Origin of the sequence: Enterococcus sp. MSG3290, from assembly GCF_050555565.1 — a bacterium.
Lineage (GTDB): Bacteria > Bacillota > Bacilli > Lactobacillales > Enterococcaceae > Enterococcus_B > Enterococcus_B faecium.
In genome coordinates this window covers 2,492,065-2,517,940 of the sequence record NZ_CP187862.1, presented here as the reverse complement: position 1 = coordinate 2,517,940, position 25,876 = coordinate 2,492,065, and the positions used below count along the sequence as shown (strand labels likewise).

12 protein-coding genes, 1 pseudogene and 1 other annotated feature are annotated in these 25,876 nt (G+C 39.3%); of the genes and pseudogenes, 8 read left to right on the top strand and 5 right to left on the bottom strand.

Annotation, left to right across the window (positions count from 1 at the left end; genetic code table 11):
* Positions 1 to 98: 98 nt before the first annotated feature.
* Positions 99 to 1,811, top strand: coding sequence for an ABC transporter ATP-binding protein (locus IGL31_RS12110; protein WP_002374141.1), 1,713 nt, complete (start codon positions 99 to 101; stop codon positions 1,809 to 1,811).
* A gap of 2 nt (positions 1,812 to 1,813) precedes the next feature.
* On the top strand, positions 1,814 to 3,583 hold the full coding sequence (locus tag IGL31_RS12105; RefSeq protein WP_002318388.1) for an ABC transporter ATP-binding protein: 1,770 nt from the start codon (positions 1,814 to 1,816) through the stop codon (positions 3,581 to 3,583).
* A 204-nt stretch (positions 3,584 to 3,787) separates the two neighbouring features.
* Here IGL31_RS12105 and IGL31_RS12100 read toward each other — a convergent pair whose 3' ends face one another.
* Genes IGL31_RS12100 through IGL31_RS12090 form a run of 3 tightly spaced genes read right to left on the bottom strand, consistent with a single transcriptional unit; the run spans position 3,788 to position 5,966 of the window.
* Positions 3,788 to 4,354, bottom strand: coding sequence for a class I SAM-dependent methyltransferase (locus IGL31_RS12100; RefSeq protein WP_002285906.1), 567 nt, complete (start codon positions 4,352 to 4,354; stop codon positions 3,788 to 3,790).
* Positions 4,354 to 5,310: a TIGR01212 family radical SAM protein gene (locus IGL31_RS12095; protein ID WP_002285909.1), complete on the bottom strand. Its 957-nt coding sequence runs from the start codon at positions 5,308 to 5,310 to the stop codon at positions 4,354 to 4,356. The genes IGL31_RS12100 and IGL31_RS12095 overlap by 1 nt, the downstream gene beginning before the upstream one ends.
* A complete protein-coding gene (locus IGL31_RS12090) occupies positions 5,310 to 5,966 on the bottom strand; it encodes a phosphatase PAP2 family protein (protein ID WP_010727302.1) in 657 nt (218 codons plus the stop codon). The genes IGL31_RS12095 and IGL31_RS12090 overlap by 1 nt, the downstream gene beginning before the upstream one ends.
* Positions 5,967 to 6,335: 369 nt before the next feature.
* Here IGL31_RS12090 and IGL31_RS12085 point away from each other — a divergent pair, with 369 nt between their 5' ends.
* The 3 genes from IGL31_RS12085 (at position 6,336) to IGL31_RS12075 (ending at position 13,096) form a co-directional block, all read left to right on the top strand.
* On the top strand, positions 6,336 to 8,354 hold the full coding sequence (locus tag IGL31_RS12085; RefSeq protein ID WP_002307949.1) for a LysM peptidoglycan-binding domain-containing protein: 2,019 nt from the start codon (positions 6,336 to 6,338) through the stop codon (positions 8,352 to 8,354).
* A 69-nt stretch (positions 8,355 to 8,423) separates the two neighbouring features.
* Positions 8,424 to 8,630, top strand: a binding site (T-box leader).
* Between the two features lie 150 nt (positions 8,631 to 8,780).
* A complete protein-coding gene (leuS, locus tag IGL31_RS12080; RefSeq protein WP_002285916.1) occupies positions 8,781 to 11,195 on the top strand; it encodes a leucine--tRNA ligase in 2,415 nt (804 codons plus the stop codon).
* Positions 11,196 to 11,542: 347 nt separating this feature from the next.
* On the top strand, positions 11,543 to 13,096 hold the full coding sequence (locus tag IGL31_RS12075; protein ID WP_002324598.1) for a WD40/YVTN/BNR-like repeat-containing protein: 1,554 nt from the start codon (positions 11,543 to 11,545) through the stop codon (positions 13,094 to 13,096).
* A 380-nt stretch (positions 13,097 to 13,476) separates the two neighbouring features.
* Here the strand turns inward: IGL31_RS12075 and IGL31_RS12070 are convergent, their stop codons facing one another.
* Complete coding sequence (locus tag IGL31_RS12070; protein ID WP_002285918.1) at positions 13,477 to 15,261, bottom strand: ABC transporter ATP-binding protein; 1,785 nt, start codon at positions 15,259 to 15,261, stop codon at positions 13,477 to 13,479.
* Positions 15,262 to 15,275: 14 nt separating this feature from the next.
* Entirely contained in the window at positions 15,276 to 16,997 is a 1,722-nt protein-coding gene (locus IGL31_RS12065; protein WP_010727306.1) for an ABC transporter ATP-binding protein, read from the bottom strand.
* A gap of 99 nt (positions 16,998 to 17,096) precedes the next feature.
* Between IGL31_RS12065 and IGL31_RS12060 the strand changes: the two genes are divergently transcribed.
* The 3 genes and pseudogenes from IGL31_RS12060 (at position 17,097) to IGL31_RS12050 (ending at position 25,678) form a co-directional block, all read left to right on the top strand.
* A complete protein-coding gene (locus IGL31_RS12060; RefSeq protein ID WP_002307953.1) occupies positions 17,097 to 17,858 on the top strand; it encodes a MerR family transcriptional regulator in 762 nt (253 codons plus the stop codon).
* A 942-nt stretch (positions 17,859 to 18,800) separates the two neighbouring features.
* Positions 18,801 to 19,094: pseudogene (locus IGL31_RS12055) on the top strand (IS607 family transposase); the annotation flags it as partial.
* Between the two features lie 671 nt (positions 19,095 to 19,765).
* Positions 19,766 to 25,678: a SpaA isopeptide-forming pilin-related protein gene (locus IGL31_RS12050; RefSeq protein ID WP_430619507.1), complete on the top strand. Its 5,913-nt coding sequence runs from the start codon at positions 19,766 to 19,768 to the stop codon at positions 25,676 to 25,678.
* Positions 25,679 to 25,876 lie beyond the last annotated feature (198 nt).

The following is a 25,876-nucleotide window of genomic DNA, read 5'->3' as shown; positions in this document are numbered from 1 at the left end:
ATTGCATTATCTTTTTAAACATGGTAAATTGTTAGTCGGTCTAATTTTACAGTGTTAAATTAGTCCTGTCAATTTAAACAAAGGGGTGTAATCAACGAATGAAATTAATCTTACGACATGCGAAAAAATATAAAGTAGCTGTTTTTATTTCCTTGCTGTCCGTAGCAGTCATGGTTGCAGCAGCATTATGGCAACCTAAGTTACTACAGCAAGTATTGGAAGCTATTATTACAGAAGATAATGATGAAATGAAAACAATTGGTATTTACCTGATCAGTCTGGCTTTGCTAGGATTAGCCGCAGGTGTAACGAACACGATTTTCTCTGCAAAAGTAGCTCAAGGCGTAAGTGCAGATATCCGAGAAGAAGCATTTCGAAAGATCCAGACATTTTCATTTGGAAATATCGAACAGTTCTCTGCTGGAAATCTTGTTGTTCGTCTAACAAATGATATCACGCAAATCCAAAATTTAGTGATGATTTCTTTGCAATCACTTTTTCGAATTCCATTCTTATTTATTGGTGCCTTCATTTTAGCTATGATCACGATGCCGCAATTATGGTGGATCATCGTAGCGCTTATCGTTACGGTATTTCTGATTACGGCACTTTCATTTACAAGGATGGGCAAGCACTTCATGATCATTCAAAAACTGATTGATCGTGTGAATAGCATTGCAAAAGAAAACTTACTAGGGATTCGTGTGGTGAAATCTTTTGTACAGGAAGAAAACCAATTGAAGACATTCAGCAAAGTAAGTGAGGACTTAACAAAACACAACATCATAGTCGGTACATTATTTTCTGTGATGATCCCGTCCTTCATGTTGGCTGCCAATTTGGCTGTTGTTGGGGCGATCTTTTTTGTGAGCGATCTTGTTAAAGATGATCCTACGTTAATTGGTGGAATTGCTTCATTCATGAACTACTTGATGCAGATTATGATGGCAATCATTATTGGCGGAATGATGATGATGATGACTTCAAGAGCAGCGGTATCGCTGAAGCGGATTGCGGAAATTTTAGATGCTGAACCAGATCTTACTTATTTAGACGTTCCAGAACAAGAGTTGACGGGTTCTGTCACTTTTGACCATGTTTCTTTTCGTTATCCTGGTGAGGATACAGATACGCTTAAAGATATCAGCTTTTCTATCAAACCTGGAGAAATGGTTGGTATCGTCGGGGCGACTGGTGCCGGGAAGTCAACACTAGCACAATTGATCCCTCGTCTATTTGATCCGACAGAAGGCAAAGTTGAAGTAGGTGGTGTAGATCTTCGTCAAGTAAATGAAAAGAGTTTAAGACAAACGGTTTCCTTTGTTTTGCAAAAAGCAATTTTATTCTCAGGAACGATTGCTCAAAACTTGCGTCAAGGGAAAAAGAATGCAACAGAAAAAGAGATGGAACATGCTTCTTCTATTGCTCAAGCAAAAGAATTCATCGAAAAGTTATCTGATCGTTACGAAGCACCAGTAGAAGAACGTAGCAGTAACTTTTCTGGTGGTCAAAAGCAACGTTTATCCATTACTCGTGGCGTTATCGGTAATCCAAAGATCTTGATCCTAGATGACAGTACGAGTGCACTGGATGCTCGCTCTGAAAAGCTGGTCCGAGAAGCACTCGATCGAGATTTGAAGGGAACAACGACGATTGTCATCGCACAAAAAATTGCTTCTGTTGTCAAAGCAGACCGCATCTTAGTATTGGATGAAGGCAGATTAGTCGGCGAAGGAACCCATGAGGAATTGGTAGCTGGAAACCGTGTCTATCAGGAAATCTTTGAAACTCAAAAAGGAACGGAGGAGTAAGTATGACTGATCTAATAAAAGCAAGTAAATTTTTCTATCACTATTTGAAGCGGTACAAACTCTCCTTTTTCTTTATCTTTATCACAGTGATCATTGCTACCTATCTACAAGTAAAGGCACCTCAATACATCGGGGAAGCTTTTCAAGAATTAGCTAATTACGTAGGAGGCTTGATGCAAGGCGTAGACGATAAAAGCAAATTTGTTTCTGTAATATGGAAACTCTTGCTGTTTTATGTACTAGCTAGTGCAGCCAACTTTATCTATAGTATTTTGTTCACACAAGTAGTAGGGAAGTCAACGAACCGAATGCGTATCGGTCTATTCAACAAATTGGAAAAATTGACGATCCGTTTCTTTGATTCTCATCAAGACGGTGAAATTTTAAGTCGTTTTACCAGTGACTTAGATAATATTCAAAATAGTTTGAACCAAGCTTTGCTTCAAGTCATCACGAATGCTGTTTTACTTGTCGGGATCTTGATCATGATGTTCCGCCAAAATGTAGAGTTAGCTTGGGCTACAATTGCTTCCACTCCAGTAGCCGTTTTGATAGCTGTCTTGATTATCCGCAAAGCACGGAAATATGTGGATCTTCAGCAAGATGAAGTGGGGAAACTAAATGGTTATATGGATGAAAAAATCAGCGGACAACGTGTCATCATCACAAATGGCTTACAAGAAGAAACGATTGAAGGATTCTTAGAGCATAATCAAAGTGTTCGCGAAGCAACCTTCAAAGGACAAGCTTATTCTGGTCTACTATTTCCGATGATGCAAGGAATGTCACTGGTCAATACAGCGATAGTTATCTTTTTCGGCGGCTGGTTAGCATTAAATGGTGATTTGGAACGTTCGGTGGCATTAGGCTTAGTTGTGACATTCGTCCAGTATTCACAACAATATTACCAACCACTGATGCAGATTTCATCTGGATACAGCATGATCCAATTAGCGATTACAGGGGCAAGACGATTGAATGAAATGTTTGATGAAAAAGATGAAGTCAAACCAGAAAACGGTAAAGCATTTGATGGTGTTGAAAAAGGTCTTGCGTTGCAGCACGTAGATTTTGGTTATTCTCCAGAAAAACTAGTCTTGAAAGATGTCTCGATCAATGTGGACAAAGGAGAAATGGTTGCTCTTGTTGGTCCAACAGGATCGGGGAAAACGACGATCATGAATCTGCTAAACCGTTTTTACGATGTCAATGATGGTTCAGTAGTCATCGATGGAATAGATATCCGAGATTATGATCTTGATGCATTACGTAGACATGTAGGAATCGTTTTGCAAGAATCTGTATTGTTCTCCGGAACGATCAAAGACAATATCACATTCGGCAAACCGGACGCTTCAGATGAAGAAGTCATCAATGCAGCAAAACAAGCGAATATTCATGACTTCATCATGACGTTAGAAAAAGGTTATGATACAGAGATATCCGAAGAAAATAACTTATTCAGTACAGGTCAAAAGCAGTTGATCAGTATTGCTCGAACGATCATCACAAATCCATCTTTATTGATTTTGGATGAAGCAACAAGTAATGTAGACACGGTAACAGAAGCAAGGATCCAAAAAGCAATGGATGAAGCAATCAAAGGAAGAACCAGCTTTGTGATTGCTCACCGGCTGAAAACAATCTTGAATGCAGATAGAATCGTTGTCTTGCGTGATGGGGAAGTCATTGAAGAAGGCAGTCATCACGAGTTATTAGCAGAAAATGGATTTTATGCGGAACTTTATCATAATCAATTTGTATTTGAATAAAGAGGTTGTGAAAAAGCTGTCCTGCATCAAGTAATAAGAACAGCCAATCAAAAACAGCTTCTCATGTTTTTGATTTGGTTGGACTTATTACCGCAGATGCAAGCTTTTGAGCACCGTGAATAAAGAGGTTATGAAATCAACGCCTTAACCTGAGTATTAGAGAAAAAAACGCAAAACATATCATTTATGTTTTGCGTTTTTTATTTATCTTTTTTTCTCAATACAATATAAAATAGGCGGCTGGTTCTTTTGGTTGATAAACCGATAATTCAGCACATTATATGTTTCCTGTGGCAGTTTGGAACAAAAAGAATCAACCATATCCAGTTCTTTTTCTCCACCTTCATGACCATAGTAGACGACAAGGATCAATCGTCCGCGAGGCACAAGTCGTTTCAATATTTCTTCCATAGCTGTGCGTGTAGTCTCTGGCATAGTGATGATTGCTTTATCACTTTTTGGGAGATACCCTAGATTGAAAATCCCTGCTTTGAGATTTTGTTGTTCAGCTATCACTTCTCCTAACGTTTCGTGGCCTTGTAGAAACAATGAGACACGTTCTTCTAACTGACGCTGTTCTAGCCTTTCACGAGTAGCATCGATTGCTTGTTGCTGGATATCGAAACTATAGACATGACCAGTTTTTCCGATGTGTTCTGCTAGAAAAACCGTATCGTGGCCATTGCCCATCGTTGCATCTACGACGTGATCCCCTGGTTGCAAGATTTCTTGCAGTAATGTATGGCTGAAATGCAAAGCAGTTTGCAACATCAGACGCTCACCTTTTTCCGTACATCATATTTTCCTTGGAAGCTATCTCTGCGAAGAAGTTCTTCATCAATTGCATTCAAGACTTCCCATTTTTTCAAGCTCCACATTGGTCCAATCAAGGAATCCCACGGCGCATCCCCTGTCAAACGATGGATGATGATCTCTTTTGGTATCATTTCCAGCTGGTCGCAAATGACATTGACATAGTCAGGACGGCTCATTAATTGAAGGCGACCTTCATGATAGTCCCGCAACATTCTCGTTTTGCGCATCAGATGCATCAAATGGAGCTTGATTCCTTGGATATCTGAATCTAAAATGGTGCGTCTGACATTTTCTTTCATCATTTCTAAACTTTCGCCTGGTAATCCGTTGATCAAATGCGTACAAACACGGATATTATGTTTGCGTAATTTAGCCACGCCATCTAAATAAGTTTGATAATCATGTGCTCGGTTGATCAGTTTTGAAGTTTCTTCAAAAGTTGTTTGCAATCCAAGTTCTACCCATAAATACATCCGCTCGTTCAGTTCAGCAAGGTAATCAACTACTTCATCTGGCAGACAATCCGGTCGTGTACCGACTGATAATCCTACGACACCTGGTAAATTGACTACTTGCTCAAATCGTTCTTTGATTATTTCAACTGGCGCATGGGTGTTTGTAAAATTTTGGAAATAAACGATGTATTGTTGGACATGAGGCCATTTTTGATGCATCATGTCGATTTCTTTCTGGAATTGGATTGGAAGAGGGTCTTCAGGTGCAACGATCATGTCACCCGAACCAGATACACTGCAAAAAGTACATCCGCCATGGGCAACAGTCCCATCTCGATTCGGGCAGTCGAACCCTCCATCGATAGGCACCTTGAAAATTTTCCCGCCAAACTCATTTCGTAAAGCGTAATTCCAAGAATGATATCTTTTATTTCCTTCTGAATAAGGAAAAGTCATTAAAAGTCCTTCTTTCTGTAAGAGTTATCTATTTGTTTTCTTTTTTCTCTATACACTGGATAAGTCAGGCACAGCCAAGAAAGACTGAGTAAGTAGCCGCCGATGATATCAGTAGGAAAATGAACGCCCAGATAAATGCGGCTTATCCCGACACTTACTATAATAAACACCATCAGCAATTGAAGCAATGTGCGTAAGGTTCTTTTTTGAACAAAAGCTGGAAGCAGAAATAGTAAAGAACCGTAAAGAATCATACTGCCTGCTGCATGTCCACTAGGGAAACTGTAACTTGTTTCAACTACTAAGTGCACCAATGAAGGACGCTCTCGCATGAAAAATAGTTTGATCACCGGGTTGATGATTCCAGCAATTACAATAAATCCAGAAACGAACCAAAATGTTTCTGCCCTTTTTTTCTTATACCACATCCATAAAGCCGCACAAGCAAATAAAATGATGACGGTAAGAGGATTACCGAATTTAGTCATAAAGAGTTGGTAGCTGTTCAGATCAGGATAAGAAGCTCTGACAATGCCTGTAAACCACTGATCGAAACCAGAAAGCCACGACAGATGGAACTTTACGATCCAGCCCAAAATGAAAAACAGGACAAGAAAGAAGCTACCAGCCACCTGAAATGATGTTTTATATTTCATACAATTCCTCCTTTGAAGCAATGACTTATTATAGCATTTTTGGTCCAGCGAAAAAAACGGTAAAGAGATAAAACCAATGTATGATTCCTCTTTGAATAACCAATATTCTTATAAAAAAAATAACTGTAATCGGAAAGACATTTTTTGGTAATGCAAATGAAATGTTAGGGAAATAAAATCAGTGTTTTTCGAAATCCTTTTAAACAAGAACGTAGACGTAGGAAGAACTTGAAAATGAACAGAAGTTGTTCATTACGGTAAATTACAATATGATTACAAAAAACAACAAAGCTCTTAAATAACTTTTAATAAATATTAAGAGAAGTTATAATTATTAATAATAGATAAATTGAAGTTGGAGGATAGAAGATGGAAAACATTGCAAGAAAAGAACGGAGACGTTTAGAACAGACCAAACGTTTTCGAAAAGCAAAACGAGGGGCAGCAATCGTGGGAACTGCGATGGTAGGCTGTTCTGTCGCTGCCCCATTAGTACAGCCGGTTCCTGTTCAAGCGGATGAAACACCTGTTCAGTTCGGCGCAAGAATCAATACAGCGGCATTTATCACAGAAATTGCTACTTATGCTCAACCAATCGCTCAAGCCAACGATCTATATGCATCAGTGATGATCGCACAAGCAGTTGTAGAAAGCGGTTGGGGCAGTAGTGCGTTATCTCAAGCACCTTATTATAATCTTTTTGGGATAAAAGGCAGCTATCAAGGACAAACCGTCTACATGGATACGCTTGAATTTTTAAATAATCAATGGGTAAATAAAAAGGAGCCTTTCCGACAATATCCTTCTTTTGCTGAATCTTTCAATGACAATGCCTATGTACTTAGAAATACTTCATTTGGCAACGGTTATTACTATGCCGGTACTTGGAAGAGCAACACGAAATCCTATACAGATGCGACAGCTTGTTTGACAGGGCGTTATGCAACTGATCCTGGTTACGCAGGCAAATTAAATAATATCATCGCAACTTACGGATTGACCCAATATGATACACCAGCTAGCGGAAACGCAGGCGGTGGAGCGACTACAGGTGGCAATAATACTGGAAGTACAGGTAGTACTGGCGGTTCAAGCAATTCTGGTAATACAAACTCAGGTTCAGCAACTTCGACCACTTATACTGTCCAATCTGGTGATTCTGTTTGGGGAATCTCAAATAAATTCGGTATCACAATGGATCAATTGATCCAATGGAACAACATCCAAAACAATTTCATTTATCCAGGACAAAAACTGACAATCAAAGGTAGCCAGGAAAATGGCTCTTCGACGAATAATTCCGGTAACAATACCAATTCTTCAGGAAATGCTGGTACATCAAACGGAGGACAAACAACTGGTGCGAAATACACTGTTCAATCTGGTGATTCTGTTTGGAAGATCTCAAATGATCACGGAATTACGATGGCTCAATTGATTGAATGGAACAATATCAAGAACAATTTCGTTTATCCAGGACAACAGCTAATCGTATCAAATGGCGGTTCTTCTAATGCTGGAGCAAATACTGGCTCAAATACTGGGAATACAAGTGGCTCTAGTTCGTCCAGCTCAAGTTCTTCTAATACAGCTTCAGGAACGAAATATACAGTTAAAGCCGGAGACTCTGTTTGGAGCGTCTCAAATAAATACGGAATTACGATGGCTCAGCTAATCCAATGGAACAATATCCAAAATAACTTTATCTACCCAGGACAACAACTGACTGTTTCAAACAGTGGATCAACAAACAGCACGTCAGGTAATACAGGTTCGTCAACCAATACAAATAACAGCAGTTCAGTTAATACTGGCAGCAGTTCGTCTCAAGGCACTTATACCGTGAAAGCAGGTGAATCTGTTTGGAGCGTGGCAAATAAAAACGGCATCACGATGGATCAGTTAATCGAATGGAATAATATCAAAAACAACTTCATTTATCCAGGACAGCAATTGATCGTTAAAGGTGGAACTTCGGCAAATACAAATACAGGTTCAACTACTTCTGCAGCGAAACCAAATACACCGAATACGTCTGCTACGACAAGTACATCATCCACTGGTAATACGATGTATACCGTGAAAGCGGGCGAGTCAGTTTGGAGCGTAGCGAACAAACATCATATCACGATGGATCAGTTAATCGAATGGAATAATATCAAAAATAATTTCATCTATCCAGGACAGCAAGTGATTGTGAAGAAAGGTTCATCTCAATCAACAAACCAACAATCAGTTACTGGTTCGAAAACCTATACTGTGAAATCTGGAGAATCTGTTTGGAGTGTTGCTGACAGTCATGGAATTACAATGGCTCAACTAATCGAATGGAACAATATTAAGAACAACTTTATTTATCCAGGTCAAACGTTGATTGTAGCTAAATAAAATAGCTGTTCGAAGAAATAACGATTGAATTCCACAAAAATATTTGTTACTATAAGGCTACTTAAATATGACAACACTTGAAAAGGAAGTAGTAAAAAGACTGAAGTTTCAGAGAGCGCATGGCTGGTGAGAATGTGCACGGATGCTTTTGAACTCGCCTTTGAGTTGCCCTTGCTGAATACCCGAGTAAGCAAGTGGCGGTGACGGCCGTTACAACGTTCGAGGCCTTTTCACTAAGGTAAAATTAGGTGGTACCGCGTAGATTACGTCCTATAAAAAGAGCAATCTTTTTATAGGATTTTTTTATTTCTTTTGTGAAGTTTGAGAAAACAAAGCAAAAGGAAATAAAAATAAACAGATTCTGCCGGTTTTTTCGTTATATTTATAATAGAAACAAGTGTTTTCAATAGAACAGGAGGACAGCAAATGAGTTACAATCATAAAGAAATTGAGAAAAAATGGCAAAAATACTGGGCAAAAACGAATACTTTCAACACCCATGATGATCCTGAAAAGCCAAAATTTTACGCACTGGATATGTTTCCCTATCCATCCGGTCAAGGGCTACATGTAGGGCATCCTGAAGGTTATACGGCAACGGATATCCTTTCACGTGTGAAAAGAAGTCAAGGATACAACGTACTGCATCCAATGGGGTGGGATGCATTCGGTCTGCCTGCTGAACAATATGCGCTAGATACAGGAAACGATCCGGCTGAGTTTACCCAAAAAAATATCGAAACATTCCGACGCCAAATCAATTCTTTAGGATTTAGTTATGACTGGAATCGCGAAGTGAATACAACTGATCCGGAGTATTATAAATGGACACAATGGATCTTTACGAAGCTTTATGAAAAAGGTCTAGCTTATGAAGCAGAAGTAGCGGTAAACTGGGTACCTGAATTAGGAACAGTTATTTCAAATGAAGAAGTGATCGATGGGAAAAGTGAACGTGGTGGCTATGATGTAGTCAGAAAACCAATGCGCCAATGGATGCTGAAAATCACTGCTTATGCTGATCGCTTATTGGATGATCTAGAATTAGTTGACTGGCCAGAAAGCATTAAAGAAATGCAAAGAAATTGGATCGGTCGTTCAGTAGGAGCAAATATTGAATTTAAAGTGGCTGGTACGGATAAATCCTATACCGTATTTACGACACGACCAGATACTCTATTCGGTGCAACTTACTCGGTTCTTGCACCTGAACTAGATCTTGTTAGAGAAATTACGACCCCTGAACAAAAAGCTGCTGTAGAAGCTTATATCGAAGAGACAGCTAAAAAATCAGATCTAAAGAGAACAGATCTTGCAAAAGAAAAAACAGGAGTATTTACTGGTGCTTATGCAATCAATCCAGTTAATGGCAAGGAAATCCCAATCTGGATCGCCGATTATGTATTATCTTCATACGGCACAGGAGCCATCATGGCTGTTCCGGCACATGATGAACGTGACTTTGAATTCGCTCAAACTTTCGGACTAGAAATTCTTCCAGTTATCGAAGGTGGAGATGTTGAAAAAGCTGCTTACACAGAAGATGGTACGCACATCAACTCTGAATTTCTAGACGGCATGAACAAACAAGAAGCAATCGATAAAATGAATGAATGGCTAGAAGAAAATGGCGTAGGGAAAAAAGAAGTCAGCTATCGCTTACGTGACTGGCTATTCTCCCGTCAACGTTACTGGGGTGAACCAATCCCAATCATCCATTGGGAGGACGGAACAGTCACAGCTGTCCCAGAAGAAGAGCTACCATTACGGTTGCCTAAGACAAAAAACATCAAGCCAAGCGGTACTGGAGAATCTCCATTAGCAAATATCGAGGAGTGGGTCAATGTCGTTGATCCTGTAACAGGTAAAAAAGGCCGTCGCGAAACGAATACAATGCCACAATGGGCAGGAAGCTCATGGTATTACCTGCGTTATATCGACCCTCATAACAAAAAAGAATTAGCAGATTATGAAAAGTTGAAGCGTTGGCTACCAGTTGACATCTACATTGGTGGAGCAGAACATGCGGTACTTCATTTACTATATGCACGATTCTGGCATAAATTCTTATACGATATCGGTGTTGTTCCTACAAAAGAACCATTCCAAAAACTATACAATCAAGGAATGATCTTAGGCGAAAACAACGAAAAAATGTCAAAATCTCGTGGTAATGTAGTCAACCCTGATGATGTGGTCGAAACTTACGGTGCAGATACACTGCGCATGTACGAAATGTTCATGGGGCCATTAGATGCTTCGATTGCTTGGAGCGAAAATGGCTTAGAAGGAAGCCGTAAATTCTTGGATCGTGTATGGCGTTTGATCGTTGATGAGAACAATAAAATGCGTGACCGTATCACTACATTGAATGATGGCAAGCTTGATAAAGTGTATCATCAAACAGTGAAAAAAGTGACAGAAGACTATGAAAATCTTCATTTCAATACAGCAATCTCCCAATTGATGGTCTTTATCAATGAAGCCTATAAAGTGGACGCTCTGCCTTATGAATATATCGAAGGATTTGTTCAACTACTCGCACCGATTGCTCCTCACATGGGTGAAGAACTATGGGCAATCCTTGGAAATGATGGTGGTATTTCTTACGCACCATGGCCAACATACGATGAAGCAGCACTTGTTGAAGACGAAGTAGAAGTTGTTTTCCAAGTAAACGGTAAAGTTCGTGCGAAAAGCAATGTTCCCCGAGACTTAGGAAAAGATGAGCTAGAAAAAGCAGCATTAGCCAATGAAATAGTGCAAGAATATATTGAAGGCAAAACAGTCAGAAAAGTTATTGCGGTACCAAACAAGTTAGTCAATATCGTTGCTAATTAATTGGCTCTTTGTCAATAAGGACTGATGAGTTGTGCAAAATCAAATCTGGGCCAGAATGAACTTCATTCTGTCTCAGATTTTTTGTTATTTCAAATTGATTAATTGATTGATCAAAAAGGTTTTGATTTTCATGTTCTCAAACACGTTCAATGTCTTTTTCTTCTGAATGGTCTTGTAAGAGATCTCTGTAATCATCAAATTTTTGTCTATTAATCTTAGTATTTTTTGATGTATAAACTACCTGAAATTAAGAGTACATACCAAATTCATAAATTTTTTATTAGGGGGACTAGTGATTGTATGGATTTTGACGCATAATGAATGAAGTATGAGAAAAGGAGAGACAAATGGATCAAGAACTATTTATTATCGAAGTATTATCAGCTAAACAAAAAATTATCGAGAAAGCGAAAAAAAGAGCGAAAAGAATAATGTTCAAGCTTTTAAGCTTAGTATTTTTCTCTGGTTTGCTTTTTTTCGGAGCTGTATCGTTCCTATATCGCCATATGAGTGCAGTAGTCCGTTCAGCTGAAGGGATGCAAAAATTAAATAATTTGTATCACTTTTCGTGGGGAGTTGGCGGAATAACAATTGTTGTGCTTATTGTTTTTCTTCTACTTATTTGGCTCCGTTACCATCAATTGTCGCGTCATTTCGATCAATGGCTTAGTCAAAGAGCACAACAGTTTTTACATAATAAACCAACTTCTCAAGATGATGACTATCTTTATTTTGAGAAGACTTCGACGAGTCAAGCTTTTAGGATACAAAAAAGTGATTGCCAGTTATTGCTGAGATCACTTGATGATTTACCTGTCTACTTAGGCGAAAGCAAATCAAAATTCGGAATGAACACATTCCATATTTTTTTACTAGAAAACGAACCCAGATGGGAAAAAAGCCAGTCTTCGCCTGGTGGATACCTGACAACTAAGATGAGTACATTAGTCACTGGTTTTTTCCTCATTCTTTTAGCTGGAACAATCTATTATGGGAGATACACTCAGCCAAAAATGTCTTCTCATATAAATGCTGCTTCTCACATGACAATGAACTCAACTAACGATACGCATATACAAAAGACAAATGAAGGGTTGTTAGCTGATCCTAAGCAAAAGGTAAATTTGACAACACAAAAGATAAATGATCTCAAACTTGATACAGAGACGCACTCTCTCTATATGACAACAGATAGTGGTGCTAATTGGGTATTTGTGCCGATTGATTCGCAATGGTTGCGTTTTGGCGAATACACCCTGACAACGGGGCTGATTCCTGAAGGTTATTGGATGGACAACACATATGATATTTCCGCCGACTTCTCATGGTTTATCTATTCTTCTGGGGATGATGTACGTCTGCTGACTTCAAGAGATAATGGTAAAACATGGCAAACGTCTATTATCACCCAATCAGTTCAGCCGATACGTTATCGAAAAGCGGTATTTTATGGCAACGATGGTCTATTTATCTGTACATCAGCCAGTGGGATGTCTGCAGAAACTTTGTACATTTACACTACTATGGATGGCGGAATCACTTGGATAAAAAGTGGAAGTACAATGATCAATCAGCCAGTACAAAATGTCAGCTTCGTTACAACTTCTTTAGGTTTTGTTTCGACACGTGAAAGTTTGTTTTATACAAATAACGGAGGACGCTCATTCAAAGAATCAGTTCTGTCGATTCCAGAAAACTATCAGACAGGGGGGATAGATCTTTTTCAATCACCAAATGAAGTTACTCAAATAAGCGCGAATACGTTAGAGACAAAATTTTATTTGTTGAAAAAAGGACCAATCGATGCAGGGAAAATGTTTGCCTGCCTCTTCCGTTCAACTGATAACGGGGAAACATGGCAATTCGTTCAGCAACTATCGCAAGTAGAACAAGGAGATTAAAGAAGAGAGATTGTGAGCCTGACGTTCAGCTCCGAGTCACAAGAAACAAATTCAAAAAACAGCTTCTCATATTTGTTGAATAGTGTAACTCGTGACTCGGAGTTGGCAAGAGCAACAAGAAGCGATTTTGAAGAATAGCTTCTCGTATTTTACAAGATCGTGTCTTATTGCCGATAGGTTGTCTCTTGAACACCGTCTATTCGTAAAAAGGGATTGTGACAAGACTGTTGTCACTACTTACCGAACGAAACTGAAGGAGCTATCCAAAAAGTATCATTAGTATTATTCTTTGTGTTTCTAGTGGCACCACTAGTACATTTAAAAAAGCTATCGATCATGGACTAATCATACATGATCGATAGCTTTTTAGATAATGTTTGTTACGCTATCTGAAATTGACTATTATAAAGACTGGCATAAAGCGTTGGTGATTGGAGTAGTTCAGAATGTGTTCCTTTTTCGACGATATCGCCATTCTTCATTACAAGGATCATGTCTGCATTTTCAATCGTTGACAATCGGTGTGCAATCACAAAACTTGTCCTATCTTTTGTCACAGCTTCCATTGCTTGCTGAATCAATGCTTCTGTTCGTGTATCTACGCTAGAAGTTGCTTCATCTAAAATAACGACAGGAGGATTCGCTAGAATGACTCGAGCAATTGTCAATAATTGTTGCTGTCCTTGAGATAACGTGCCGTTTTCGCTAGAAATGATCGTATCATATCCGTCTGGCAGTGTTCGAATAAAGTGATCACATTGTGCGATTTCAGCCGCTTCGATAATTTGTTCTCTTGTGGCATCCATTTTCCCGTAGGCGATATTATCAGCTACCGTTCCTTCAAACAGCCAGGTATTTTGTAAAACCATCCCAAAAGAACGACGTAGTTCTCCACGTGAAAGCTTGGTAATATCAAGACCGTCGAATTCGATCTTTCCTTTATTCAGTTCATAAAAACGCATCAGCAGATTGACTAAAGTCGTTTTTCCTGCACCAGTGGGACCAACGATCGCTACCGTTTGTTTTGGCTTTACTGAAAAATCGACTTGATTCATCAATATTTTATCTGATGTGTAACCAAACTGTACATTTTTGAAAGCTATTTTTCCTTTCGGTTGTTCTAAAAGTCTTGCATCTGGAAGGTCTGGAATTTCATCTGTTTCATCTAATATCTCAAATATCCTATCGATTGCTGCCATTGCGGATTGGATCGAGTTGATCACATAAGAAGCGGTAGAAATTGGTTCAGAAATCTGATTGATGTACTGAAGATAAGCTTGTAAGAAGCCGATCGTCACACCACCTGATAGAACAAGCATAGCACCGAATACCGCACTTATGATGAAGGCGAGTTGATTAATGAAACGAATGGCCGGATAGATAGCAAAGTTCATAAATTGAGCACGTTTAAAAGCGTTGTATTGCTTTTTATTTACTTCGTGTATAGCAGCTTCTGCATGAGCTTGCTGATTGAATGTTTTGACCACTAGATTACCAGCTAGGATTTCTTCCATTCGATTATTTAAAACACCCAGTTCATACTGATTCTGTTCAGAAATCTGTTTGTTTTTGTTCGCAATCTTAGTTGTAACAATTGAACTGCCAACGATCAGCAATAAGACGAGCAAAGTAAGCTTGCTTTCGATATAAAACAGCATCAGACCGGCAGCAGCTATTGTTACGACAGAAGTAAAAAATTGATTGATACCTGTCAATAACACTTGAGAAAGTTGATTGAGACCGGTAGTTGTCCGACTAATGATGTCACCTACTTGATGATTGTCAAAAAACGACATCGGTAATGTTTTGAATTTTTTTGTGATTTCTTTTCGCACCCTCAATGTGATCTTTTCGCTTAACGCTGCCATTGTCCGTTCCTGAATAAATGAAGTGATGCTGCTTAAGACTGAACAGCCGATCAGCAATAAGACAGGGAACAACAATGCTTGTTTGATATCACTGAAAGAAAGCTGTCCAATACCTGTTTTTCTTATTTCTGATAAGAGATCATCGATCCCGATTCCCATGATCAAGGGCATGGCTACGACTAATAGGTTCCCGAATAAACTGCATAGAAACAATCCGTAAAAATATTTATGTTCAGGTTTGATCATTTTCCAAAAACGTATCAAAGCACGCGTGTTCAACGTTTTTTTCTTTTCCATCGTATCCCTTCTTTCTATATTCCTTGTGATTTTGCAAACTCCTGATAAGTTTGGCAATTAGACAGTAGTTCTTCATGAGTACCTTGTCCAACGATTTTTCCTTCATCTAAAACAATGATGTTATCTGCTTGTTGGATCGTACTGAGGCGTTGAGCAACAATCACGAGAGTTTTCTCCGACATGTGTTTATGAAGGGCTGCTCTTAATGCTGCATCTGTTTTATAGTCTAAAGCGGAGAAACTATCATCGAATACATAGATCTCTGCTGGTTTGATCAACGCTCGAGCAATACATATCCGCTGTTTCTGGCCACCTGAATAATTAGAACCGCCTTGAGCAACAAAGCTGTCCAATCCGTCAGGAAGGGTGTCCACTAGTTCTTCTAATTGAGCGATCTTGATCGCTTTAGACAACTCTTCTGTTGAGGCATATTCATTTCCCATCTGCAAGTTGCTTAAAATTGTCCCGCTGAATAAGAAAGCCTTCTGAGGGACATAACTGATGTGGGAGCGGATCTGTTCTTGAGTCATTTGAGTAAGAGGAATACCACCAAGGGTTACTTTTCCTATCGTAGGGTCACTAAGTCTCAAGAGAAGTTTCGCCAAACTACTTTTTCCAGATCCGGTCCCGCCAACGATCGCTGTTGTTTTTCCTTTAGGTATTGTGAAATCAATATCTTCTAGAACTGGATCAGAGGTTTCAGTATATTTAAATGTGACATGTTCAAAAGCAGCTGCATTTGTCTGATCAAAGGTTGGTTCAGCCACTGTTTTGATCGTCTCTTCCTCAATTTCGATCTCTGCTTGCAGTATTTCTTCTATCCGTCGTAATGAGGCAAACGATTTAGGGATAATGACCAATACCATAGCTGCGATCATCAAGTAAGCAAGTGTCAGCATAGAGTATTCGACTACAGCAGTCACGACACCGATTTGTAATGCTCCTTCTGCCACAAGATTTCCGCCAAACCACAAAATAGAAGCATAAACGATTCCCATGAGCAAAAAAGCAATTGGAGTGACCCAAGCAAATATTCGGTTCACTTTGATCATTTGATTAGCATAGTCAGCAAAGCTCTTATTCGTTCGCTTTTCTTCATATGATTGATTATCAAAGGCACGGATCATATTAATCCCAGTAAAGAATTCTCTCAATGTGATGGTGATCCGATCCATTTTTGGCTGGATACTCAAAGATAAAGGTGCCCCTCGTTTCATCAGTCGATAAACAATCCATACATAAAAAACAACAGAGATCAATGTAACCCATGTTAGTAATAGAGAATAACGAAACATCATGAGAATGGTGAAAACGCAAATAACCGGTGCTGGTAAGATCATTTGGCAAAATAAAACAATCATTTGCTGGACATTATCGACATCATTCGTCATTCTTGTCAAAAGAGATCCAGAACTAAAACGACTGATATCCTTCATTGACAGCTGTTGGAATTTACGGAAATATTTCTCCCGCGTTTGGAATCCAAACCTAGCGGAAGCCAATGCTGAAAAGTAACTAGAGGCAACTGCAGCGATTGTTCCTAGAAACGCTACAAGCAGCATTTCAACTCCGATTTTTTTTATAACTGAGGCTTCGCCACTTGCTATACCTGTGTCGATCAGCTTTGCTACTAATTTTGGTACACCTAATGTACCGGCGATTTGTAAACAGATCATCACAAAGGTAAGGAGAGCGAGTCCTTTGTTTTTCTGTAAGAATGTTTTTAAGATAGACATATTATTCCTCCTTTTTTCCTGATACTTTTCGATTCTATACCTTCAAGTAACTTGAAGGTCAATAGAAAAAAGAATAAACTGGAAAAGAGGTGAGAAAAAATGAAAAAAATGTATACGATTGGCCAAGTATCGGAACTATTTGATTTGCCAAAATCAACGATCCGCTATTGGGATGAACAAGGATTAATCCGTTCAAGTAGACAAGAAGAGAATGATTATCGATTGTTTGATATCGATGATATTTTTATGCTTTATGATATCGTTTTTTATAGAAAATTAGATATACCGATCAAACAGATGAAGAATTTATATGGAAAAACATTGACGGAGTTATATGAGACACTTGATGAAACAGAAAGAAGAATCCATAAAGAACTGGTGGTGATGAAACAAAAACAAAAAGAGATAAGGGCGCGAAAAAAACAGTTGAAATTGATGATCGATACAAACGAGGAAGAATTTCCTGTAGAAGAGATCCCTTTTGACTGTATGATCTCAACGGAGTTTGAAGATATTGTGGAAATCAAAAAATTTCTACCTAACTATTCAAGCTTTGGGATGATGAGTATGCCAGCTTCCAGTTCACAGACGATGTATGGATTTTTTATCGACCCTAGTGAAGTACATTTATTTACTCAAGACGTGATTTGGGAGAAAAAAGATACGGCTGTTTATCGTCGATTCTTATTGAAATCCGAGATGAACCATGCGGAACGTAATAATATTTTAGAAATCAGAGAAAGAATGTATGAAAAAGGATGGAAAACAGGAGAAGTGATCGGCCAGTATCTATTGACGAATACGGATGAAAACAATATCAGAACTGAATATTATCATGCATGGATAGAAATGAAAAAATAGGAAATATGTGTTTAAGATAACTCGGAAATGATGGTTGTTTTAGTTATAAAGAAAAATTTTCTGGTTCGATTACGGGTTTAATGTGGGGGATTATTAGTCGTGGATAGATAGAATTTTAGTTTTTTAGAGGAAATATGTCTTTAAAAATGGAACAGTTGCAATTCTTAGCGATATATACGATGTAATTGTCCTCTTAAAAAAGTATGGAAAAATAATTGTATTGGGTGTTATGTATAATTCATGGTGAACTGAGACTAATGAGAAGAAAAATTCATATTGTTATGAGTGAGATTGTATCAGATGAGAATGATAAATTAAATAGGTGCATAAAAGCATTACACTTAAAATACATTGTTGCTTACATTATTACAATATGTTAATAAGGCAAAAATAAATAGATGGATTGAATAAACATATTTTTTAATCAAATAGTCCCTACTGTGACTTTCCTCAGCTATCGGTGATACTACCGATAGCATTTTTTTTGCTTATAAAATAATTATAAGTATTTAGAGATTTTTCTTCTAACATTCTTCAAACAAGAAAAATCACAAAGGTTATTGTTATTTTTTGATATTCTTTTTAAGAATGATTATTTTTTTATAGAAATTTTAAAAAATAAAACACGTTATTGATGGATAGTTAGTTTGTTATTTGGTAATATTATAGAAGTTGACTGGTAGTGATTTATTTTTCGTCGTTTTATAAAAATGTTATTTTTTGGAAAAATTCACAAATATGTAACGAATGTTTTTCTGGAATTTGCTGCGTTAAAAAGCAGTATGACTAATATAAATACTATTGTCATTTATGCAATTTTTTATGGATAGTAATTTTAGAGGGGAATCAATGAAGGAAGAATAGAAGGGAAAAATAGTTGCAAATACGCCAGTTAGCAAAAATAGCAATACATCTTCAAGCTTTAAAATTCGAGAGAATCATCTTGGTAGTGGAATCAACTACAACAAAAGGATTAAACCAATTAATAGACAGAATTACCAATGGAAAAATAGAAAAGGTAGTTATTCTATACAAAAGTTGTTTAATCCGCTTCGGTTATGAACTTAGTGAAACCCTTTGCAATATATGGTACAGAATATAGAAATTATTGACATTACAGAAAATGATGAAGATTTAATACAGATTGTCACTATTTGTAGATACCTTTTACAAGGAAACCGAGCCAATAAAGCTAAGAAGATGATTAAGGAGTTGATAGAAGACGATACAAGTTAAGAAAGTAAAACTACGCCCAAATAAAGAGCAAAAAGAGTAATTGGACGTGGAAAATGCAAGAAATGAACCATCGATTCGGTGGACAGTTTATTAGTAATGACGGTTTGAGAACATCCATGACGAGAATGAAGGAACATCCTAAATGCGTTTAGTTGAACCAAGTGCCAAATAATATGGCCAAATAAGCGATCAGTTATCGATGAATCCCAAGTATTCTAAACTATATATTCATTTTGATGCTAAGCATTGATATATTTTTTTGGGATTGATGAAGGTTAACCAATACAGGGACTCACTGATGAAATTCTAGAGTCTGACCTTGGTATCAACGATTTAGTGATTGTTTCTAATGGAAAAGTATAAAAGTATATAAGTACATTAACAAAATAACTATTAGGGTTACGCTCCAGCTTGTGCAAGGCACTGGCAGGAGGAATCGTGAAATCATAATTATGGTTAAGCCACACGGACAACTAAAAGTCATACAAAGCTATCGAATCAATCAACAGAAGACAATCGGCAATCATTAGCTTTGTTTACAGCTTACATTGCAACGCTTGAGTTGAACCGAAAATACGAGGGAGGTAACGCAGCCATTTTGAGTTGGGGAATCTTTTTAGAAAATTATCGGGTACCTTGTTGTTTAGTCAAAATTATAAGGGGGAGTAATAGTGAGGAACAAATTTCATAAACTGTTAAGTATGTTTCTAGTTATGCTTATTGTGATCAATCAATTTGGGAACATAACGGTTCTAGCTGAGTCTTTAGCAGAACAGCCAGAGCGTTCGCTGACGATCGAAGTTGATCAAGAGGAGGCTGCTTTGGGTGAGCAGTTCCAGTTGCGAGTCAGAGGAACACCAGACCTGCTAAATGCATTGGTCATTGATAAGAGTGAGGATTTGATTGAAGGGGAAGTGAAGCAACTCAATGATTACGAACGTCTGATTACTTATTCTTCCCAGCATTCAGGTAAATACGAATTGACCGCAAGAAGCGGTGATATTCAATCAAATACGGTCTCAATAGAAATCAGTGTACCAGAAGAAAGCACAAGTGAGTCTTTTAATGTACCAGAAGAAAGCACAAGTGAATCTTTTAATATACCAGAAGAAAGCTTAAGTGAATCTTTTAATGAAGCGAGATCATCTGAGCCATCTATAACGCAGGAATCTCAGATTGAAAGACAAGAGGAGCTCTTGAATTATGACATCGGCATCTCTGCTGAGCGCCCCACTTTGCCGAGCAGGCATACACAAACGTTAAAGGGATACATTCAAGGAGGCGCTGGCGATATTCTTGAAGAATATGGGGAGATGGTCGTACGAGTTCCTAGAGCATCGATTGGCTTAATTGAGTTCATTAGAGTGGAGGTCGCTGATGATTCACCTTTAAAGCCACTGGCATTTTACCAAGAAGGCACAGACGTTGTTTTTCCATTTACCTTTGATTATGAAGGATTAAATGAAGCCGCTCAGTCGTATACATTCAGTATCACGTTTGAAGTTGCTTTCTTTCAATCAGGCGGTACTGAGCCAAATAATGACTTTCAAGTGAGTCTTACTTATGCTGAGCGAGCAGCAAACACGGAATTTTCAATTACGCCTATTCCTTCATCAAGACCCATTTTTTCGAAATTATACTATGGCTCTAGAGAAATCGACAGCCAAGGAAATCTTGGGAATCTGCTGATTGACGGGCAAGACGTGACCAACAGTAATAAATTTATTTTGCAGGTAAATTATGAAGGATCACGAAAAGACGGTGTAGTGGTTACCGATGTACTACCGCAAGGAACAACTTTGGCACCGAATCCGACTACATGGAGTTCCACTGGAAATAGAGAACCTATTTCAGGTGGGGTTCGGATCGCAGAAGTAACGAATCCAGGTGAAGCAAACGTTAGAACTCATTATGTTTCCGAGGAATTTGTGGACAAAGTATCTTTTAATAAGGAAACGAATACACTTGTTGTGGACTTTGGTAATCTAGCAGAGGGTCAATCGTATTTTATTGAATATGCTCTTGAAGTGACCGATGTCGACTTGTTCAATGAAGGAAGACAAGAGGATGGGTTTTCTCGGAATCGAGCGAGTATGACCTACAATAATCAGGTAATGAGCCGAGACTACCGCTTGAGAATCCCTGAAAGTAATCTTCCGGCAATCTCTTTAAGAAAAAGTGTGGACAAAAATGTTATCAATCTCAATGAAAATGAACTAACGTATACTCTGCATGTCTCGATGTTTTCTGGAACAAGCAATACGCTTGTTATTGAAGATGTTTTGGAAGAAGGCATGGAATTTGTGTCATTTCTATCAGATATTCCCTCTTTCATTGATGCCGAAGTCAATAATGGAATAGTTCGTTTCAGTGCGAATAATACGATTGGTGGTCCGACAAGTTTTACCCTCTCTTTTAAGGTCAATGTAGAAGCGTATGCGGTCGGCGATCAAATTTTAAACTTTGCAACGCTTGTGAATAGTGACAATCGATTGAATACGAGTACTGTAAGAACAAGGAAAATCGATGGGCGTATTAAAGTAATTAAAACTGATGAGAATGGCCAAAGGCTGGCAGGAGCAAAATTTGAAATTTTATCAAGCGATTCACAAGTGATACAAGAAGGTATAACGGCAGAAAACGGAGAATTTTTAAGTGAACCGCTTCCTGTAGGCAGCTATCAAGTCCGAGAAATAGAAGCACCGGAAGGGTATCTTTTAGATGCGACGGTACATGATGTTTTTATAAATGAATACTCCATAGAAGAAGTAACGTTAACCATTGAAAACATCCTTGATACGGGTGGTGTTGAACTAATTAAACATGCTGAAGGCAGTGGTGAAGTCCTTCAAGGAGCTGTTTTTGAGTTACAGAACCGAGAAGGAGAAACGCTACAAACCGGTCTAACTACAGGAGAAGATGGAAAACTGGCGATAGATGGCTTAGCACCAGGAGTGTATCAGCTGGTAGAAACTCAAGCGCCAATAGGGTATGAATTAGATGCGACACCAATCGAGTTTGAGATCGAAAGAAGTCAGACAGCGGTGGTAGAATTGACGAAAGAAAACCGACTTACACCAGGCGGTGTCGTGTTGACAAAGATCGATGACCAAAGCGGGGAAGTCCTGCAAGGAGCTGTTTTTGAGTTACAAGATGCCAATGGAACCGTTCTGCAGTCAGGTTTAACCACAGGAGCAGATGGAAAACTGGCGATAGATGGCTTAGCACCAGGAGTGTATCAGCTGGTAGAAACTCAAGCGCCAATAGGGTATGAATTAGATGCGACACCAATCGAGTTTGAGATCGAAAGAAGTCAGACAGCGGTGGTAGAATTGACGAAAGAAAACCGACTTACACCAGGCGGTGTCGTGTTGACAAAGATCGATGACCAAAGCGGAGAAGTATTACAAGGAGCTGTTTTTGAGTTACAGAACCGAGAAGGAGAAACACTACAAACCGGTCTAACTACAGGAGAAGATGGAAAACTGACAATTGACGGTTTAGCACCAGGAGTGTATCAGCTGGTAGAAACTCAAGCGCCAATAGGGTATGAATTAGATGCGATACCGATCGAGTTTGAGATCGAAAGAAGTCAGACAGCGGTGGTAGAATTGACGAAAGAAAATCGACTTACACCAGGCGGTGTCGTGTTGACAAAGATCGATGACCAAAGCGGAGAAGTCCTGCAAGGAGCTGTTTTTGAGTTACAGAACCGAGAAGGAGAAACACTACAAACCGGTCTAACTACAGGAGAAGATGGAAAACTGGCGATTGAAGGTTTAGCACCAGGAGTGTATCAGCTGGTAGAAACCCAAGCGCCAACGGGGTATGAATTGGATGCGACACCGATCGAGTTTGAGATCGAAAGAAGTCAGACAGCGGTGGTAGAATTGACGAAAGAAAATCGACTTACACCAGGCGGTGTCGTGTTGACAAAGATCGATGACCAAAGCGGGGAAATCCTGCAAGGAGCTGTTTTTGAGTTACAAGATGCCAATGGAACCGTTTTGCAGTCAGGTCTAACCACAGGAGCAGATGGAAAACTGGCAATTGACGGTTTAGCACCAGGAGCATATCAGCTGGTAGAAACTCAAGCGCCAATAGGGTATGAATTAGATGCGACACCAATCGAGTTTGAGATCGAAAGAAGTCAGACAGCGGTGGTAGAATTGACGAAAGAAAACCGACTTACACCAGGCGGTGTCGTGTTGACAAAGATCGATGACCAAAGCGGGGAAGTCCTGCAAGGAGCTGTTTTTGAGTTACAGAACCGAGAAGGAGAAACACTACAAACCGGTCTAACTACAGGAGCAGATGGAAAACTGACAATTGACGGTTTAGCACCAGGAGTGTATCAGCTGGTAGAAACTCAAGCACCAATAGGGTATGAATTAGATGCGACACCAATCGAGTTTGAGATCGAAAGAAGTCAGACAGCGGTGGTAGAATTGACGAAAGAAAATCGACTTACACCAGGCGGTGTCGTGTTGACAAAGATCGATGACCAAAGCGGAGAAGTATTACAAGGAGCTGTTTTTGAGTTACAGAACCGAGAAGGAGAAACACTACAAACCGGTCTAACTACAGGAGCAGATGGAAAACTGGCGATTGACGGTTTAGCACCAGGAGTGTATCAGCTGGTAGAAACCCAAGCGCCAACGGGGTATGAATTGGATGCGACACCGATCGAGTTTGAGATCGAAAGAAGTCAGACAGCGGTGGTAGAATTGACGAAAGAAAACCGACTTACACCAGGCGGTGTCGTGTTGACAAAGATCGATGACCAAAGCGGGGAAATCCTGCAAGGAGCTGTTTTTGAGTTACAGAACCGAGAAGGAGAAACACTACAAACCGGTCTAACTACAGGAGCAGATGGAAAACTGGCGATTGACGGTTTAGCACCAGGAGTGTATCAGCTGGTAGAAACCCAAGCGCCAACGGGGTATGAATTGGATGCGACACCGATCGAGTTTGAGATCGAAAGAAGTCAGACAGCGGTGGTAGAATTGACGAAAGAAAACCGACTTACACCAGGCGGTGTCGTGTTGACAAAGATCGATGACCAAAGCGGGGAAATCCTGCAAGGAGCTGTTTTTGAGTTACAAGATGCCAATGGAACCGTTTTGCAGTCAGGTCTAACCACAGGAGAAGATGGAAAACTGGCAATTGACGGTTTAGCACCAGGAGCATATCAGCTGGTAGAAACTCAAGCGCCAATAGGGTATGAATTAGATGCGACACCAATCGAGTTTGAGATCGAAAGAAGTCAGACAGCGGTGGTAGAATTGACGAAAGAAAACCGACTTACACCAGGCGGTGTCGTGTTGACAAAGATCGATGACCAAAGCGGAGAAGTCCTGCAAGGAGCTGTTTTTGAGTTACAGAACCGAGAAGGAGAAACACTACAAACCGGTCTAACTACAGGAGCAGATGGAAAACTGACAATTGACGGTTTAGCACCAGGAGTGTATCAGCTGGTAGAAACTCAAGCACCAATAGGGTATGAATTAGATGCGACACCAATCGAGTTTGAGATCGAAAGAAGTCAGACAGCGGTGGTAGAATTGACGAAAGAAAATCGACTTACACCAGGCGGTGTCGTGTTGACAAAGATCGATGACCAAAGCGGAGAAGTATTACAAGGAGCTGTTTTTGAGTTACAGAACCGAGAAGGAGAAACACTACAAACCGGTCTAACTACAGGAGAAGATGGAAAACTGACAATTGACGGTTTAGCACCAGGAGTGTATCAGCTGGTAGAAACTCAAGCACCAATAGGGTATGAATTAGATGCGATACCGATCGAGTTTGAGATCGAAAGAAGTCAGACAGCGGTGGTAGAATTGACGAAAGAAAATCGACTTACACCAGGCGGTGTCGTGTTGACAAAGATCGATGACCAAAGCGGAGAAGTCCTGCAAGGAGCTGTTTTTGAGTTACAGAACCGAGAAGGAGAAACACTACAAACCGGTCTAACTACAGGAGCAGATGGAAAACTGGCGATTGACGGTTTAGCACCAGGAGTGTATCAGCTGGTAGAAACCCAAGCGCCAACGGGGTATGAATTGGATGCGACACCGATCGAGTTTGAGATCGAAAGAAGTCAGACAGCGGTGGTAGAATTGACGAAAGAAAACCGACTTACACCAGGCGGTGTCGTGTTGACAAAGATCGATGACCAAAGCGGGGAAATCCTGCAAGGAGCTGTTTTTGAGTTACAAGATGCCAATGGAACCGTTTTGCAGTCAGGTTTAACCACAGGAGCAGATGGAAAACTGACAATTGACGGTTTAGCACCAGGAGTGTATCAGCTGGTAGAAACTCAAGCGCCAATAGGGTATGAATTAGATGCGACACCAGTAACTTTCAAGATCGAAAAAGAACAAGAAGTGGCGATCTTTTTAACAAAAGAGAATAGAAAAGTTGCTGATAGCTCAGATATAAGAGGAAACAATCCAACAAGCAGTGGAAATAAGCATCTTCCAAAAACTGGAGAAACCATCATTAGCCAGTTTATATTGTCAATATTGGGTGTGCTACTTGTTTTCATCAGTATAAAATTTAGAAAGAAACGAAATATATGAGCTAAAATAAAAAATTGAATAAGCATAGTTTTTAAAATCAACTAGTACCCATCAATTGAATGGAAACTACCGATTTTAGAAGGGGTATACAAACAAATATTAGTATCGGAGTAGAGAAGGTTGAACCCAACCAGTAAATAAGTAAAGACAATTTTGTGCTGCGTTGAGAAGTGAAAAATAAACCTTTGTAGTAATACT